This is a genomic window from Paraburkholderia sp. RL17-368-BIF-A (assembly GCF_046054045.1).
Lineage (GTDB): Bacteria > Pseudomonadota > Gammaproteobacteria > Burkholderiales > Burkholderiaceae > Paraburkholderia > Paraburkholderia graminis.
In genome coordinates this window covers 44080-59746 of sequence record NZ_JARESN010000016.1, presented here as the reverse complement: position 1 = coordinate 59746, position 15667 = coordinate 44080, and the positions used below count along the sequence as shown (strand labels likewise).

Here is a 15667-nt window from a genome sequence, read left to right as displayed (position 1 = left end):
TTTCTTCCTTGCAAAGACTGGCCTTGGGGCGGCAACCGCAGTGGCGACGTGTTGCGGAAATCGCGTTTTTCGCAGTGCCCGAAGCGTTGGAACGATGCTACCATACAAGTATATTGAAGCGTCAAATCAGGGTTTTCCCGCTGATTCACTGCGATTCACCGTAATTCACAGCCCGTGACGCAACCCGTGACCTCGTCTGGATTTCAAACATGAGCACGCCAGCATCGTTGCCTCGACTCAATCGTCAAGCGTTGTCCGCCTTGCATGAACATGTCTTATCGCCGCGGGCCGCATGGCCCGAGCCCGGCATCGGCATCGTTCATCTCGGCATCGGCAATTTTCATCGCGCGCATCAGGCGCTTTATACGGAAGAAGCCATGCTCGCCGAAGGTGGCGACTGGGGCATTTGCGGCGTCACGCTGCAAGGCGACGTGGCCAAGCGCGATGCGCTGATGGAACAGCAAGGCTTATATAGCGTCGTTGAACGCGGCCCTGACGGCGCGAAGGTGACGGTCATGCGCGCACTGCGCGAGGTGCTCGCAATGCCGCACGATAGCGACGCGCTGTTTGCCCGCCTCGCCGATCCCGCAGTGCGGATCGTGTCGCTGACCGTCACGGAAAAAGGCTACTACCGCGATGCAAAAACAGGCGACGTCGCGCTCGACGATCCCGCCGTACAACACGACTTTTCGCATCCACACGCGCCGCGCACCGTGCCCGGCATTCTGGTCGCCGCACTGCGCGCACGACGCGACGCTGCAATAAAGCCGTTCACCGTTCTCTCGTGCGACAACCTAGCGCACAACGGCGCCGCATTACGTCAGGTGGTGTGTTCGTTTGCGCGGCAGTCCGATACGGCACTCGCCGACTGGATTGCCGCGGAAGTGGCCTTCCCGTCGACAATGGTCGACCGTATCGTCCCTGCCACGACCGACGCGGAACACGCGAGCGCAGCCGCGGCGCTCGGCTATCGCGACGCCGCGCCGGTGCCTTGCGAGCCTTTCCGGCAATGGGTTATCGAAGACCGTTTTCCAGCGGGACGTCCCGCATGGCATGCGGTGGGCGCGCAACTCGTCGACGATGTCACGCCCTACGAACTGGCGAAGCTGCGCATGCTCAACGGCACGCATTCCACGCTTGCCTATCTGTCGATGCTCGGCGGCTTCGCCACGATCGACGAGGCCATCGCCGAGCCCGCCGTGCGCAATCTCATTCACGCGATGATGACGCACGAAATCGCGCCGACGCTCGACATGCCCGCTTCGTTCGACGTAGCCGTCTATCGTGACGCACTGCTCGAACGCTATGCGAACCCCGCGCTCAAACACCGCTGCGCGCAGATCGCGATGGACGGCAGTCAAAAGATTCCGCCGCGCCTGCTCGGCACGATCGCCGCGAGAATCGCAGCGAATCAGCCGTTTGCGCGTCTTGCACTGGCGGTCGCGGCATGGATGACGTTCCTGCGCGGTCATGCGGATGACGGCTCGCGTTACGACATCAGCGATCCGCTTGCCGGCAGATTGAAGACGCTCGCGGCATCGGCCAATGGCGAGCCGCAAGCGTTAATGGACGCGCTGCTGTCCGTGCGCGAAATCTTTCCCGTGGAATTGGCCCAACAGCCCGCGTTCAGGGACGCGCTTCATCATGCGTTGCAGTTGCTGCAAACGCAGGGTGCACGCGCCGCGATAGCCGCATCGCAATAGCGCGCACAAAAAGCAAGGTGCGTATTACGCGGTCGGCTCCGCTTCGCGCCCTTCGGGTGGGCCGTCGCCTGCCGTTGCCTGCACGACTTCGATCGGCTCCGTCTGCTGACGCCGACGCGCTTCGAGCACGTCGTGATAGCGCAAATATGCGCACCGTCCCCCCGATTTCGCCGCATACATCGCCGCGTCCGCATTGAGCAGCAGTTCTTCGGCGGTGCCGCTGTCGTCGGGAAACTGGCTGATGCCGATGCTCGCGCCCACCGTCATGCCCTGGCCGTCCATCACGATTTCTTCGTTCAGCGTGTTCATGATGCGCGACGCGATGCCCGGCGCCGCCTCAGCCGAGCGCGGCCCTTCGATCAGCACGATGAATTCGTCGCCGCCCAGACGCGCGACGACATCGGCGGAATGCAGCACCTGTTTGAGCCGCAGCGCCACCGCCACGAGCACCTTGTCGCCGACCGCATGGCCGAACTGATCGTTGATCTGCTTGAAGCGGTCGAGGTCGACGAACAGCACGGCGAGTCCTTCGCGGCGGCGCGTCGCGTCCTGAATCGCGCGCTCGAGTTTCTCCATGAACAGCATGCGATTCGGCAAACCGGTCAGCACGTCGTGCGTGGCGAGATGCACAAGTTCGCGCTGCTTGACGTGCAGCGCGTCCATCTGCGATCGGATTTCGCGGCGCAAGCGGTCGAAGCAGCGCGCGAGTACACCGATCTCGTCGGTGCGCTTGAGCGGCAACGTGCCCATTGCGTGTTCGGCGAACAGATGCGTCGCCGCATACGCGAGGATGTGCAGCGGCTTGGTGAGCGCGCGTGCGAACAGAATGGCGAGCAGCACGGCCAGTGCGCTGAAGACCAACACCATGCGGATGATGCTGCCGCCCAGCAGATGCGCGCCGGACAGCACGTCCTCAAGCGGCTTGCCGAGTCCGAGCACGATAAAGCGATTGCCCTCCGACGCGCCGAACGGTCTGCGCACGAAGGCGAGCACCTGTCCGTCTGCCTCGTGCGGACGCGCAAGACCGTTCGCGAGTACTTCGCTTTCCTTCTGTTCGAAGAGCGGCTTCGTCACGGCGAAGCTGTCCTGCATCAGCACGCGGCGACCGACATCGAAGCCGAACGTCTTGGCCGCATCGGGATGAACGAGAAAGTCGCCCCATTCGTTCGCGAGATAAACCTGATAATCGCTCGGCAAATCGCTTTGCAAACGCTTGAGCAGATTCGAGAGATTCACGTCGATCACCACGACGCCGACCACCGCGCCCTGCGCGTTCGCTACCGGCGTGCCGACCCGCAGCGTCGGCTTGCCCTGTGCCGCGTGCGCGCCGTATTCATGATTGACGGAAATCGGCGACGTATAGAGGCGTCCCGGCGAAAAGGCGAGCGGCTCGAACACATACGGAAACTGGCCTTTTTCCTGCAGACTGCCGCCTTGCACGCGTATCAGTCCGTCGGCGTCGCGGTCGAAACGAATGATTTCCAGCCCATGATTCGCGCGGCTGATCAGGCGGATCTGCAGATATTCGGCATGGTGAATCATGAAGCTCGAGTACACCTGCGCGAGCCGTTCGCGGGGCAAGCTCGAGCTTAAACCGTCGTCGGCCGCGACGACTTCCGCCGACGAAGGCAAGCTCGCGAGCACGAGCGCGTCGGCGCCGACGTCGTCGATGGAGGCGGAAAAGCGCTCGCCGAGCAACTCAGTCGACGTCAGCAAGCTGCGCCCCGCTTCCTTCACAAGCATCGTGCGGTTCGAGTGATACGCGTAATAGCCGGTCGCGCCCGAAGCCAGCACGCCGATGCACGCGAGCAGCACAGAGAGTTTGAACGTGAGGCCTGGGCGGATCATCAGAAGCGCTCCGAGCGGTCGCCGGACGCGATTCGGGCCCACAGGTCCTCGCGCTTTTGAATGTTCTCGACCGGCCCGATCCACAGAATGCGGGCGTTGTCGCTATTCGCCGCGGGCGCGGTCAATGTATTGGCAAGCCCCTGACGTTGCGTCAGCAGGCGGCTCACGTCCGGCTCGAGCATGTAATTGATCCAGGCGAGCGCGAGCTGCGGCTCGGCGGCCACGCGCGTCATGGACCAGCAATCGAGCCACGCGAGCACGCCTTCGTCGGGAATCACGTAACCGACGTCGGCGCCCGCGCGGCGCAGCAATTCCACTTGCTGCGTGCCGTAGTTGCCGAACATCAACGCGACGTTATGCTGGACAAAAAATGCGGTGGCCTCTTCGGGCAACGTGTAATAGGTCAGTAAATTGCGGCGCAGTTCGACGAGCTTGTGAGCGATCGCGCGCATCTGCGTGTCGTTCAGATTGAACGGATCGCGATAACCCAATGCAAGCGCGGTAAACGAAAAGTTGTGCTGCGCGCTGTTGAAGTCGAGCACCTTGCCGCGGTATCGCGGGTTCCAGAGTTCGCGCATCGAGCGCGGTGCAACCGGAATCTGCTTGCGGTCGTAAATGAGGCCCATCGACGAATAGGTAAACGGAATTCCGTAGACCTTGCCGTCCGAGACGATTCCTTCAATCGATGCGCGCGCCTGGAACCGCGGCAATTGTCGCGCGGTGTTGGGCAGGCTTTGCAGATCGAGCGGCGCGAGGAGATGGGCGCGCGAATAACGCTGTATCTCCGCGGTGTTCGCGGCGAGCACGTCGAAAGGCGGCGCATTTTTCGCGTGCATTTGCGCCCACAACGCTTCGTCGGAATCGACGAGCGTCACTTCCACCTTCACGTCGTAGCGCAATTCGAAAGTCTTCACGACGTCGGCATCGGCGTAACCAGGCCACGCGAGCACATGCAGGACTTTTTTCGCGGCCTCGGCCGATGCACCCGACAGCATCCCGACGCACAGAAACACGCTCAGCGCGACGCGCAGCAAGACGCCGCAATAGCCGCGCGCAGCTAACCGCGCGCGTGGCAAAGCCGCTGAAATTCGCCGCTGGCCACGCCGCTCGTCATGGCGCTTTTCATCTGCCGTCGAAATCATGTGCATACAACACCGTTAAGCAGAAGGCAGTTCCGGCGAGCCTATGCCCGCGTAATCAATCGCGAATTAAACCGGAGAACATTTCCTCAGACAGGACTGCTCTTTTGGCGCTACATGGCGAGCGAGAGGAGCAACGATGATAGCGCCAAGCAATATCTTTTTGGTTTCCTTACTGCGTAAATGCCGAGAAATAACTCACACTCGGCGGGACACGACGGGCAATCATCCCGTGATAACGGCATATGGCTGACTTTCTTTAATCCTGCGACGAATTAAATTGCCGTGCGATTGACAAATGTCAATTAACGATTCGCATTACCACCGCATTACAGCGACACTACGGCGGTACTACTTCGGCACTCCGCATTCGGCCGCAACGCGGAAATTCCGATGCGGTGTGCATCGTTTTATGATGCAGCGCGGTCCGGAGCGCTTTTATTTTCGGGGCATGCGCGATGCGCTATCCGGTGTTTCACTAACTACCCAATATTTTTGAACTGATAAGCTTGGCGCGCGCTGCTGGCCGCCCCGGCCGGCGGCTTCAACCCAGGCCCGGTCGTAAGTCGCGCCGGGTTTCCCGCGAGCGGCACAACCGCATGCGGGAGTATTTGAACTACACCGAGGAGTTAAACAGTGAAAAAACTGCTAGCGGCATTGACGGTTGCTCTGCTTGCCACCGTCTCGATCGGCGCACACGCTAAAGATTGGACCACCATCCGTTTCGGCGTCGATGCCAGCTATCCCCCGTTCGAGTCCAAGGGCTCCGACGGCAAGCTCGTCGGCTTCGACATCGACCTCGGCAATGAAATCTGCGCGCGCCTGAAGGCCAAGTGCGTGTGGGTCGAAAACGACTTCGACGGCATGATTCCGGCGCTGAAAGCGAAGAAGTTCGACGGCGTGCTGTCGTCGATGTCCATGACGCCGCAACGCGCCGAACAGGTCGCGTTCTCGTCGAAGCTGTTCAACACGCCGACGCGCCTCGTCGCGAAGAAGGGTTCGGGCATCCTGCCGACGGCTGAATCGCTGAAGGGCAAGACGGTCGGCGTCGAACAGGGCACGATCCAGGAAACCTACGCGAAGACGTACTGGGAAGCGAAGGGCACGAAGGTCGTGCCGTATCAGAACCAGGACCAGGTGTACGCCGACTTGCTGTCGGGCCGTCTCGACGCAGCGCTGCAAGATGCCGTGCAAGCTGAAATCGGCTTCCTGAAGACGCCGCGTGGCGCAGGCTTCGACTTCGTCGGCAAGAACCTCGACGATCCGAAGATTCTGGGCAACGGCGCGGGCATCGGCATGCGTAAGGAAGATACGGATCTGAAGGCGAAGGTCGACAAGGCGATTGCCGACATCATCAAGGACGGCACGTACAAGAAGCTCGAGAAGAAGTACTTCGACTTCGACGTGTACGGCAGCTAATACGCGGACTTCCGCGCCGAGGAGCCGCGCCGTGCGCGTTTAGCGGCGCACTCCACGGCTCCGTGAAAACGGGCTCCGCCACACGCGGAGCCCGTTGCGTTTTATGGCAGCAAAACACGCGCGCCGCCGTATCGGCTAAGATCGTGCGATCCGATGCCACCATGCTGGTGCGGCGCGCTTGCCGGATTTGCCGCCAGCAACTGGCCTCATGCAGGCTTCCCCCCTTGTAATCAACGAGATAGCGGTGCGCCGCACTTTCCCCCGCGAATTCGACAACCATGCAAACCCAATCCCATCCGCTGATTGCGCCGACGCTCGGCACCGCCCGCAACCTGACGAGTTTTCATTACGGTCCGAGCGGCGGACAGAAGATTTATATCCAGTCGTCCCTGCATGCCGACGAACTGCCGGGCATGCTCGTCTCCTGGGAATTGCGCCGCAAGCTCGCCGCGCTCGAAGCAGCCGGCAAGCTGCGCGGCGAAGTGGTAATCGTGCCGGTGGCCAATCCCATCGGTCTGAACCAGCACTTCCTCGGCCATCTCACGGGACGCTTCGAAACCAATACCGCGCAGAACTTCAACCGCAATTTCCACGATCTTTCGGCACTCGTGCTGCCGGTCATCGAGGGTCGTCTCAGCGATGACATCGACGCGAATCGCTCCGCCATTCGCAGCGCGATGCGCGAGGCGCTCGACGCGCAACAGCCCGCAACCGAACTCGAATCGCAACGTCTCGCGCTGCAAAAGCTCTCTTACGACGCGGACGTGGTGCTCGATCTGCATTGCGACTGGGAAGCCGCGATGCATCTGTACACGAACCCGGACCTGTGGCCCGACGTCGAGCCGCTGGCGCGTTATCTCGGCGCGAAGGCGTCGCTGCTCGCGCTGAACTCGGTCGGCAATCCGTTCGACGAAATTCACAGCTTCTGCTGGTCCGATCTGCGCGGCCGTTTCGGCGAGCGCTTTCCGATTCCGAACGGCTCCATTTCGGTCACGATCGAATTGCGCGGCCAGCGCGAGGTGTCTTACGAGTACGCGGAGCACGACGCGCAGGCGATCATCGAATATCTGACCGCGCGCGGCGTGATCGCAGGCACGGCGGCCGCGCTGCCGCCGCTCGAATTCGCGGCCACGCCGCTCGCGGGTGCCGAGCCAATCGTGGCGCCGATTAGCGGCGTGCTGGTGTATCGCTGTGAAGTCGGCACGTGGGTCGACGTGGGCCGTGAAATCGCGGACATCGTCGATCCGTTGACAGACCGCGTCGTCACGCTGAAGAGCGGCGTCGCAGGCGTTCTGTATGCGCGGCATTCGACGCGCTTTGCCACCGCGGGCCTCGAATTCGCGCGCATTGCCGGCGCGACAGCGTTTCGAAGCGGCTCGCTGTTGAGTAACTGATTCGCGCGAGCAAAGGCTGAGCGGAAGGCAAACAAAAAGGCGCCGTGAAGGCGCCTTCGCTCCTGGCTTTCCGCTAGAGAACTTTAGAACGCGGGAATAATCGCGCCTTTGAACTGGGTGTCGATGTACTTGCGCACTTCATCGGACTCATACGCCGCAACCAGTTTCTTCACCCAGGGCTGGTTGCGATCCTGCTCGCGCACGGCAATCAGATTCGCGTAAGGGCCTTTCAGATCTTCGATTGCGATGGCGTCTTTAGTCGGCTGCAGGCCGGCCTTCACGGCATAGTCGGTATTGATCGACGCCGCGTCGAGATCGCCCAACGCGCGCGGCAATTGCGCGGCGTCCAGTTCCACCAGTTTGATCTTCTTCGGATTCTCGGCGACGTCGAGCGGCGTTGCATTCACGCCGTTCGTGCCGACGCCCGGCTTCAGTTTGATCACGCCATACTTTTGCAACAGCAGCAACGCGCGATTGCCGTTCGACGGATCGTTCTGAATCCCGACCTTCGCACCTTCCGGCAGATCCTTCAGCGATTTGAGCTTGTTCGAATAGAAGCCCATGGGCGACACATACGTCAGCCCCACGTTGACGATCTTATAGCCGCGCTGCTTGATCTGGCTGTCGAGAAACGGCTGATGCTGAAAACCATTGGCGTCGAGATCGCCGGCATCCAATGCGGCATTCGGCTGCACGTAGTCGTTGAATTCGATCACTTTCACATTCAGCCCCTCGCGCGCCGCTACTTTCGTGACCACCGTCCAGATTTGCGCGTCGGGGCCGCTCATCGTGCCGACCTTGAGTTGCTTGCCGTCGGCGTGCGCAAACGTTGCCGTGAACGAAAGAGCCGCGGCGCTCGCCACAGCAAGCAGATTTTTGATGACGATGCGGCGTTGCATGCAGTTCCCCATAAGCGGTTTGATTGGTAGGCGCGCATCGTCGCATGCGACGGCGGCGGCCTGAAACCAATCGTTTTTCACACGCTTATATCGGCGAACTGGAAAATGCTTATGCCCGCGACGCGTTCCGCCATGCGTCGCTTAATGCTCGACTCTGTCGACTGTGGCGTATGCGCGACAAATTCCAAAATCGATGCACCTGTCACATACCTTACTCAGCGTTCCCTTAAATTTCGGGCCATCGCACGACCTTACCCAAGAAGCAGGGCGTCGCGATCGCTCAATTTTTAATCGGAGAACGTTTTGAACAAAAAACTATTGACCGCCGCTACCCTCGCCGTTTTCGCCAGCGCAGCACACGCACAAAGCAGCGTCACGCTGTATGGCGTGATCGATGCCGGCATCAGCTATGTGAACAACTCGAAGACCGCCACCGGTCACGACAATCTCTTCAAGTACGACGACGGCGTTGCTCAAGGCAGCCGTTGGGGCCTGCGCGGCACCGAAGATCTGGGCAACGGCCTGAAGGCGATCTTCGTGCTCGAAAACGGCTTTAACAGCGGCAACGGCACGCTCGGCCAGGGCGGCGCGATGTTCGGCCGTCAGGCGTATGTCGGTCTGTCGCAGAACAATGTCGGCTCGCTGACGTTCGGTCGCCAGTACTCGTTCTCGACCGATTACCTCGGCGGCAATTACTCGACCGGCGGACAAACGGTTGCAGGCAACTACGCGTATCACATCAACGACGTGGACCAGCTTACGTCGAGCCGTATCAACAACGCGGTCAAGTTCAGCAGCGCGAATTTCGCGGGCCTGACGTTCGGCGCGATGTATGGCTTCTCGAACCAGGCGGGCGCATTCGCAGGCGCGCCGGCAACCGGCACGGCCGCAGCGCCGGTCGCGGGTTCGTCGCGTGCTTACAGCTTCGGCGTGAACTACGCGAACGGTCCGTTCGGCATCGGTGCGGCTTACACGGACATCCGTTATCCGGGCCAGTCGACGCCGTCGTTCTCGACGACGATCGCCAACGTCGCGACCGGCAACGTCCGCGATCTGCGCACGTTCGGCGTGGGCGGCCGTTATTCGATCGGCGCAGCCACGCTGTGGGCGTTGTACACGAACACGCGCTTCGAGCCGATTTCGGGCGGCACGACGACGTTCGCCGCGTATGAGGCAGGCGCGAAGTACGCGTTCACGCCGGCATTGACGGCAGGCGCGGGCTACACGTACATGCACCTGAGCAACGCGAATCGCGGTCACTGGAATCAGGTCGATCTGAGCGTCGACTACGCGCTGAGCAAGCGTACCGACGTGTATGCGCTCGGTATCTATCAGATCGCGGCGGGCCGCAACGGCACGCAGGATCTGCAAGCGCAGATTGGTTCGAGCACGAGCTACTTCAACACGTCGGGCACGGGCGCGGACAACCAGTTGGCGTTCCGCGTGGGCGTTCGCCACAAGTTCTAAAGCGATTTGTACCGTGCGATGAGTTGTTGCTTCGCCGGTGTGAATGTGAAGAAACGCCCCTGTTTTCAGGGGCGTTTCTGTTTGCGACGTGTTTTTCAGCGCACTGAGCGCAGCGTCACACAGCCGGCTCGCGTCTTGCCGAGCGCTGCGGCAACAACACGATACACGCGATGATAAACGCAAGCAGAATGCCGGAGGCGTATAAGCGGCTGATGTGCAATCCGCCTTCCGCAACCGGCTTGTCGAGCAGATCGCCGAGCGTCGCGCCGAGCGGACGCGTGAGGATGAACGCGGCCCAGAAGAGCGCCGTGTGCGATACGCGCGACCAGAAATACAAGGCGGCCACGACGAGCAAGCCCGCGCCGAAGATCATCGCGCCATATTCGTAGCCGACACCGAGACCGCCGCGATCCTCGCCCGCGACCCAGTCGCCGAGAGCCGTGCCGAGTGTCTGCGAGAACAGGATCGTGATCCAGTAGAACCATTCCGCTTTTGCAGTGACGATACTCTGCACGGAGACGGTTCCTTCCGAGCGATACCAGATTGCGAGGCTCGCGGCCAGCAATGCAACGACCAGCGCAACACCGCCTGGATAGCCGATGCCGAGCGACCTGTCCGCGAAATCGGCCATCGTGGTGCCAAGCGTCGTAGTCGCGATGATGGTCGCCCAATAAAGGAACGGACGAAAGTTGCGCGCCTTGATTTGCGCTGAAACGAGCGCGATAAAGAACACCAGAAAAATCGCCGAACCGATCAGGTAGCCGAGCTTCAGCGACATGGACACCCAGTCGCCACCCGTTTCGCCGAGCGTGGTCGCCGCGACCTTGATGATCCAGAAACCCAAGGTCACTTGCGGTACTTTGCTGACAGCCTCTTCGGTAAAGCTGGCGGCGTCGTCTTTCATAACTTGCTCCTTCCTGAGTAGCCTGAACGACCCGCCAATTTAACCTTCGGAGGTTAACGCTTGCTTAAGCGTCGAATAGTGCGTTGCATACATGCCGCATCGGCGCGCTTCAATAAAGCCCCGCGATCACCTTCTCCGGCATTTCCTTGTCGTATTGCGCGCCGTCGAAAGTACCGCCGCTCAAACGCCTATGCATATCTCCCGCGCTCGGCAAACTTGCGCGGTCCACCTGCTTTGCCGGGTCCCAAAGACTCGAGCGCACCAGCGCTTTCGAGCAATGAAAATACGCCGCCTCGACGTGCACGATAATCACTGTGCGCGGCAGTTTCCCGCGAACCTCGAAGCGCGCGAGCAAGTCGGGATCGACGGAAATCTCGGCGCGCCCGTTCACCCGCAACGTTTCGCCGACGCCCGGCACGAGAAACAGCAACGACACGCGCGGGTCGGCCACAATGTTTCTTAGGCTGTCGATGCGGTTATTGCCCGGCCTGTCCGGCAACGCCAATGTGCGCTCGTCGAGTATCTGAACGAATCCGGCGGCGTCGCCTTTCGGCGAGCAGTCCGCTCCGCCCTCACCGACAGAAGACAACACCGCGAACGGAGAAGCGCGCACGAACGCCTGATAGTCGCTATTCAGGCAATCAAGTTCTTTCCACAATGCGCGCTCGTGCGGCGCGCCGTAAATCTGTTCGAGCTGCTCGACGCTTTTAACGGTATGTGTCATGGCGGACGCTCTGCAAGAGAACAATCGGTAGAAATCGGAACATGCAGTATAGGCATTCGGCGCATGTCCGGTAAATCGCTTGCTGCTGTTCCGAGGTCGCGGGAATAAGAAAGCCAGTTCGCCGGTTTAACGATGCAGAGCGCGTCATATCGAACGCAAACCGCTTTCGGACGATCCGCTCGCACATCGAGGAGCAAGCCATGAAAGACCACCATGCACATCGCGCGACAGCCCGCGCGCTATTCGCCATTATTTCCGCCACTGCGCTGGTGGCCACGTCGACATGGGCACGCGCGCAGGCATCGCCCGACGCCGGCCATCCTCTCACGCGCGCCGAAGTCATGCATGAACTCGAAGAACTCGAGGCCGCCGGCTACACGCCGTCGCTCGGCGACGACAGTCAGTATCCATCCGACATTCAGGAAGCCGAAAGAAAAGTGGCCGCGATGCACGCGGCTCAAAAAAGCGCGCAGATGGATCAAGATCCGGCAATGCAAGCCATGCCGATGCAGAAATAACGACTCACGCTCGGCTCATACGTCATACGCTACGGGAAATTCAACAACCGACGCCTCATTCCCCCAACTCGCGCGCGATGAAATCCACGAACGCGCGAATGCGGTTCGACATCTGATGCCGCTGCGAGTACACGGCGAAGATGTCGGCGTTCGGCGTGTCATAACCGGGCAGCACGACCACGAGCGAGCCATCGGCGAGGTACTGCTTGATGTCCCACTCCGCGCGCATCAGAATGCCGTGCCCCTCGAGCGCCCACTTCACCGCGATCTCGCCGTCGTTCGTGGTCAGCGTGCCCTTGATGCGGACGGCTTCCGTCTTCAGCGACGCGCCCTTGCCCGAACTCAAGCGCCACACGCCATAGGCTTCGTCGCCTTGGCGAATGCCGATGCAGTTATGCCGCGTTAGATCATGCGGCGTCATCGGCATGCCGTGCGACGCGATATACGAGGGCGCCGCGCACAGCAGGCGCCGGTTCGCCGCGAGGCGCCGCGCGATCACGCGCGTATCGGGCGGCTCGCCAAAGCGGATGCAGACGTCGAACGTATCGTCGGTGAGCGGCGGCGGCGTGACCGACAACTGAAGCTGCACCGACACCTGCGGATACTTCGCGACAAAGTGGGAGATTGCGGGCGCGACGTGGCTGCGGCCAAACCCAAGCGTCGCATTGACACGCAACAGTCCCTTCGGGCTCTTCTTCGCTGAACCGAGCAACTCGGCGAGTTCGTCGATTTCGTCGAGAATCCTGCGCGCATGCTCCAAGTACAGCTCGCCTTCGGGCGTGAGCATCATCCGGCGCGTGGTGCGGTTGACGAGCGCGACGCCCGCGCGGCTCTCCATCTGCGTGAGCCGCTTGCTGACGGCCGCCGCCGTCAAGCCCAGCTCTCGCGCCGCCGCGCTCAGGCTGCCCGACGCCGCGAGCGTCGAGAAAAAGCTCAGATCGGCTGGCTGAACGGTATCGCGCATCGCTTCCACTTGTGAATTGAAGTTAAAGATGCTTTGAGTTTAGCACCGGTTTTTTCGTGCAGATGTCGATAGAGTCACTGCAACCAACCCAATCAATCAATCATTCGGAGACGCAGCATGAAGACCTATCGCATCGCGACCATTCCCGGCGACGGCATCGGCAAGGAGGTCGTACCGGCCGGCGCCGAGGTGCTCGAAGCGCTCGCCAGAACCACGCAGTCGTTTGCATTCGAGTTCGAAAATTTCGACTGGGGCGGCGACTATCACCGCAAGCATGGCGTGATGATGCCGGCGGACGGACTCGATGCGATCCGCGACAAGGACGCGATTCTGTTCGGTTCCGCAGGCGACCCGGACATTCCCGATCACATCACGCTGTGGGGTCTGCGTCTGAAAATCTGCCAGGGCTTCGACCAGTACGCGAACGTTCGCCCCACGCGCATCCTGCCCGGCATCGACGCACCGTTGAAGCGCTGCAAGCCCGAGGACCTCAACTGGGTGATCGTGCGCGAAAACTCCGAAGGCGAATACTCCGGCGTGGGCGGCCGCGTTCATCAGGGTCATCCGATCGAAGCCGCGACGGACGTGTCGATCATGACGCGCGCCGGCGTTGAGCGCATCATGCGCTTCGCGTTCCGCCTCGCGCAGTCGCGTCCGCGCAAGCTGCTGACCGTCATCACGAAGAGCAACGCGCAACGTCACGCGATGGTGATGTGGGACGAAATCGCGCTGCAGGTCTCGAAGGAATTCCCCGATGTGACGTGGGACAAGGAACTGGTCGACGCGTCGACCGCGCGCATGATCAATCGCCCGGCGAGCCTCGACACGATTGTCGCGACGAACCTGCACGCCGACATTCTCAGCGACCTGGCCGCCGCGCTTGCCGGCAGCCTGGGCATTGCGCCGACCGGCAACATCGACCCCGAACGGCGCTTTCCGTCGATGTTCGAACCGATCCACGGCTCCGCATTCGACATCATGGGCAAGGGTCTCGCGAATCCGGTCGGCACCTTCTGGTCGGTCGTGATGCTGCTCGAACATCTCGGCGAACTCGACGCGGCAAAGCGCGTGATGCAGGCCGTCGAAGCCGTGACTGCGGACAAGTCACTGCACACGGGCGACCTCGGCGGCACGGCGACGACTGCGCAGGTGACGGCCGCGGTGTGCGCGTTCATCGAGCGAGCCGCAAGGCCGGCGGCGAACGCCGCATAAGCCGTGTCAGCCACATAAACCCCCATCGCGCGACAGTTCGCGCCTCACGACGCGCCCACGGACAACAGCCGCATTCGACGGCTGCCGCGCGCCTCGCACCCTGCTGCCTTCGCAGCAGGACACCGCTCAAGCCTCCAAAGGAGGAGACAATGACGACCGACCTCGAAAGCCGGGTGTCCCGCAAGCTGATGCTGCGGATCATCCCGTTCGTGATGCTGCTGTATTTCGTGAGTTTTCTCGACCGCGTCAACGTGGGCTTCGCCGCGCTGACGATGAACAAGGCCATTGGCCTGTCGCCGACCGCGTTCGGATTCGGCGGCGGCCTGTTCTTTATCGGCTATTTTCTGTTCGAAGTTCCGTCGAACCTGATTCTTCACAAGGTCGGCGCGCGCCGCTGGATTGCCCGCGTGATGGTCTCGTGGGGCATCGTCTCGCTGGCCTCCGCGTTCGTCGTCGGGCCAAACAGTTTTTACGCGCTGCGCTTTCTGCTCGGCGTCGCGGAAGCGGGCTTCTTTCCCGGCATCATCCTGTATCTGAGCTTGTGGTTTCCGACCCGTCAGCGCGCCGTGGCCGCCGCGTGGTTCATGGCGGCCGCGCCGATTTCCACCGCGATCGGCTCGCCGATTTCCGGCGCGATCATGAAGCTGCCGCCGATCGCCGGTCTCGCCGACTGGCAAATGCTCTACATTCTCGAAGCGCTGCCCGCGGTCGTACTCGGCTTCTTCGTCCTGAAGTATCTGACCGACACACCGTCGAAAGCGCACTGGCTTGCGCCCGAAGAACGCGAATGGCTGATCGCGAAACTGAAGACGGAAGCCGACGCGCGGCAGTCGCATGCGGGCCACACGGCCGGCGCGTTGAGTGCGCTGCGCGATCCGCGCGTTCTCGCACTGGCGCTGATTTACTTCGGCACGTCCGCGGGTTTGTACACGCTCGGCCTGTGGGCGCCGCTCATCATCAGGCAATACGGCTTCGGCTCGTTTGAGACGGGTCTGCTCGCGGGCATACCGAGCATCGTCGCGGTGATCGCGATGATTCTGTGGGCGAGGCATTCGGATCGCACCGAAGAACGCACGTGGCACGTCGTCATTCCGTGCGCGCTGGCCTGTCTCGGCTTCGTGTTCGCAGGCAACGCGGCGACCGCGCTCATGATCGTGCTGGCGCTCGTGGTCGTGAACGTCGGCATCAGCGCGGCCAAGGCGCCGTTGTGGGCGATGCCGAGCATGTTCCTGTCGGGCGCGGGCGCGGCCGCGGGCATCGCAATGATCAACTCCATCGGCAACCTCGGCGGCTTCGTCGGTCCATTCGCGATCGGCTGGCTCAAGAACGTGACGGGCGGCTATTCGGCGGGGCTGTATGTGGTCGGCGCGACGCTGGCCGTATCGGCGGTCGTCACGCTGATGCTCAGCCGGCAATCCAGGCAGACGCCGGTCGCAGCGGGCGAGCGGCACGGTCACTGAAGCAACGCGCGTCGCG

At 61.7% G+C, this 15667-nt stretch carries 13 protein-coding genes; 7 read left to right on the top strand and 6 right to left on the bottom strand.

The window, feature by feature from the left end; genetic code table 11:
* The first annotated feature begins 209 nt into the window (after positions 1–209).
* On the top strand, positions 210–1703 hold the full coding sequence (locus P0D87_RS24370; protein ID WP_053859525.1) for a mannitol dehydrogenase family protein: 1494 nt from the start codon (positions 210–212) through the stop codon (positions 1701–1703).
* A gap of 24 nt (positions 1704–1727) precedes the next feature.
* Here the strand turns inward: P0D87_RS24370 and P0D87_RS24365 are convergent, their stop codons facing one another.
* Both P0D87_RS24365 and P0D87_RS24360 read right to left on the bottom strand, forming a co-directional pair.
* Positions 1728–3551, bottom strand: a complete 1824-nt coding sequence (locus P0D87_RS24365; protein WP_053859526.1) for a diguanylate cyclase domain-containing protein — start codon at positions 3549–3551, stop codon at positions 1728–1730.
* The gene (locus tag P0D87_RS24360; RefSeq protein WP_053859527.1) at positions 3551–4699 is read right to left on the bottom strand and encodes an extracellular solute-binding protein; all 1149 of its coding nucleotides are present in this window, start codon (positions 4697–4699) and stop codon (positions 3551–3553) included. Before P0D87_RS24360 ends, P0D87_RS24365 begins: the two co-directional genes overlap by 1 nt.
* A gap of 627 nt (positions 4700–5326) precedes the next feature.
* Between P0D87_RS24360 and P0D87_RS24355 the strand changes: the two genes are divergently transcribed.
* Together P0D87_RS24355 and P0D87_RS24350 are read left to right on the top strand one after the other, a co-directional pair.
* Positions 5327–6109: an ABC transporter substrate-binding protein gene (locus P0D87_RS24355; RefSeq protein WP_006049253.1), complete on the top strand. Its 783-nt coding sequence runs from the start codon at positions 5327–5329 to the stop codon at positions 6107–6109.
* 278 nt (positions 6110–6387) lie between these two features.
* The gene (locus P0D87_RS24350; protein ID WP_053859528.1) at positions 6388–7503 is read left to right on the top strand and encodes a succinylglutamate desuccinylase/aspartoacylase family protein; all 1116 of its coding nucleotides are present in this window, start codon (positions 6388–6390) and stop codon (positions 7501–7503) included.
* A gap of 83 nt (positions 7504–7586) precedes the next feature.
* Here the strand turns inward: P0D87_RS24350 and P0D87_RS24345 are convergent, their stop codons facing one another.
* The gene (locus P0D87_RS24345; RefSeq protein ID WP_006049251.1) at positions 7587–8402 is read right to left on the bottom strand and encodes a MetQ/NlpA family ABC transporter substrate-binding protein; all 816 of its coding nucleotides are present in this window, start codon (positions 8400–8402) and stop codon (positions 7587–7589) included.
* Between the two features lie 303 nt (positions 8403–8705).
* Between P0D87_RS24345 and P0D87_RS24340 the strand changes: the two genes are divergently transcribed.
* Positions 8706–9869, top strand: a complete 1164-nt coding sequence (locus P0D87_RS24340) for a porin (protein ID WP_006049250.1) — start codon at positions 8706–8708, stop codon at positions 9867–9869.
* Between the two features lie 115 nt (positions 9870–9984).
* On the opposite strand, the gene P0D87_RS24335 is transcribed toward P0D87_RS24340, so the two are convergent.
* The gene (locus P0D87_RS24335; RefSeq protein WP_006049249.1) at positions 9985–10773 is read right to left on the bottom strand and encodes a COG4705 family protein; all 789 of its coding nucleotides are present in this window, start codon (positions 10771–10773) and stop codon (positions 9985–9987) included.
* A gap of 109 nt (positions 10774–10882) precedes the next feature.
* Positions 10883–11497, bottom strand: a complete 615-nt coding sequence (locus tag P0D87_RS24330; protein ID WP_053859529.1) for a pyridoxamine 5'-phosphate oxidase family protein — start codon at positions 11495–11497, stop codon at positions 10883–10885.
* Between the two features lie 200 nt (positions 11498–11697).
* On the opposite strand from P0D87_RS24330, the gene P0D87_RS24325 reads away from it, so the two are divergent.
* On the top strand, positions 11698–12015 hold the full coding sequence (locus P0D87_RS24325; RefSeq protein ID WP_053859530.1) for a DUF4148 domain-containing protein: 318 nt from the start codon (positions 11698–11700) through the stop codon (positions 12013–12015).
* A gap of 55 nt (positions 12016–12070) precedes the next feature.
* On the opposite strand, the gene P0D87_RS24320 is transcribed toward P0D87_RS24325, so the two are convergent.
* Positions 12071–12979, bottom strand: a complete 909-nt coding sequence (locus P0D87_RS24320; protein ID WP_006049246.1) for a LysR family transcriptional regulator — start codon at positions 12977–12979, stop codon at positions 12071–12073.
* A 117-nt stretch (positions 12980–13096) separates the two neighbouring features.
* On the opposite strand from P0D87_RS24320, the gene P0D87_RS24315 reads away from it, so the two are divergent.
* Positions 13097–14191, top strand: coding sequence for a tartrate dehydrogenase (locus tag P0D87_RS24315; RefSeq protein WP_053859531.1), 1095 nt, complete (start codon positions 13097–13099; stop codon positions 14189–14191).
* 149 nt (positions 14192–14340) lie between these two features.
* Entirely contained in the window at positions 14341–15651 is a 1311-nt protein-coding gene (locus P0D87_RS24310; protein ID WP_006049244.1) for an MFS transporter, read from the top strand.
* Positions 15652–15667 lie beyond the last annotated feature (16 nt).

Coding starts and splice junctions, on each gene's coding strand:
- P0D87_RS24320 (WP_006049246.1), bottom strand. CDS start 12,979: ATGCGCGATACCGTTCAGCCAGCCGATCTGAGCTTTTTCTCGACGCTC.
- P0D87_RS24315 (WP_053859531.1), top strand. CDS start 13,097: ATGAAGACCTATCGCATCGCGACCATTCCCGGCGACGGCATCGGCAAG.
- P0D87_RS24370 (WP_053859525.1), top strand. CDS start 210: ATGAGCACGCCAGCATCGTTGCCTCGACTCAATCGTCAAGCGTTGTCC.
- P0D87_RS24365 (WP_053859526.1), bottom strand. CDS start 3,551: ATGATCCGCCCAGGCCTCACGTTCAAACTCTCTGTGCTGCTCGCGTGC.
- P0D87_RS24310 (WP_006049244.1), top strand. CDS start 14,341: ATGACGACCGACCTCGAAAGCCGGGTGTCCCGCAAGCTGATGCTGCGG.
- P0D87_RS24335 (WP_006049249.1), bottom strand. CDS start 10,773: ATGAAAGACGACGCCGCCAGCTTTACCGAAGAGGCTGTCAGCAAAGTA.
- P0D87_RS24360 (WP_053859527.1), bottom strand. CDS start 4,699: ATGCACATGATTTCGACGGCAGATGAAAAGCGCCATGACGAGCGGCGT.
- P0D87_RS24350 (WP_053859528.1), top strand. CDS start 6,388: ATGCAAACCCAATCCCATCCGCTGATTGCGCCGACGCTCGGCACCGCC.
- P0D87_RS24330 (WP_053859529.1), bottom strand. CDS start 11,497: ATGACACATACCGTTAAAAGCGTCGAGCAGCTCGAACAGATTTACGGC.
- P0D87_RS24345 (WP_006049251.1), bottom strand. CDS start 8,402: ATGCAACGCCGCATCGTCATCAAAAATCTGCTTGCTGTGGCGAGCGCC.
- P0D87_RS24325 (WP_053859530.1), top strand. CDS start 11,698: ATGAAAGACCACCATGCACATCGCGCGACAGCCCGCGCGCTATTCGCC.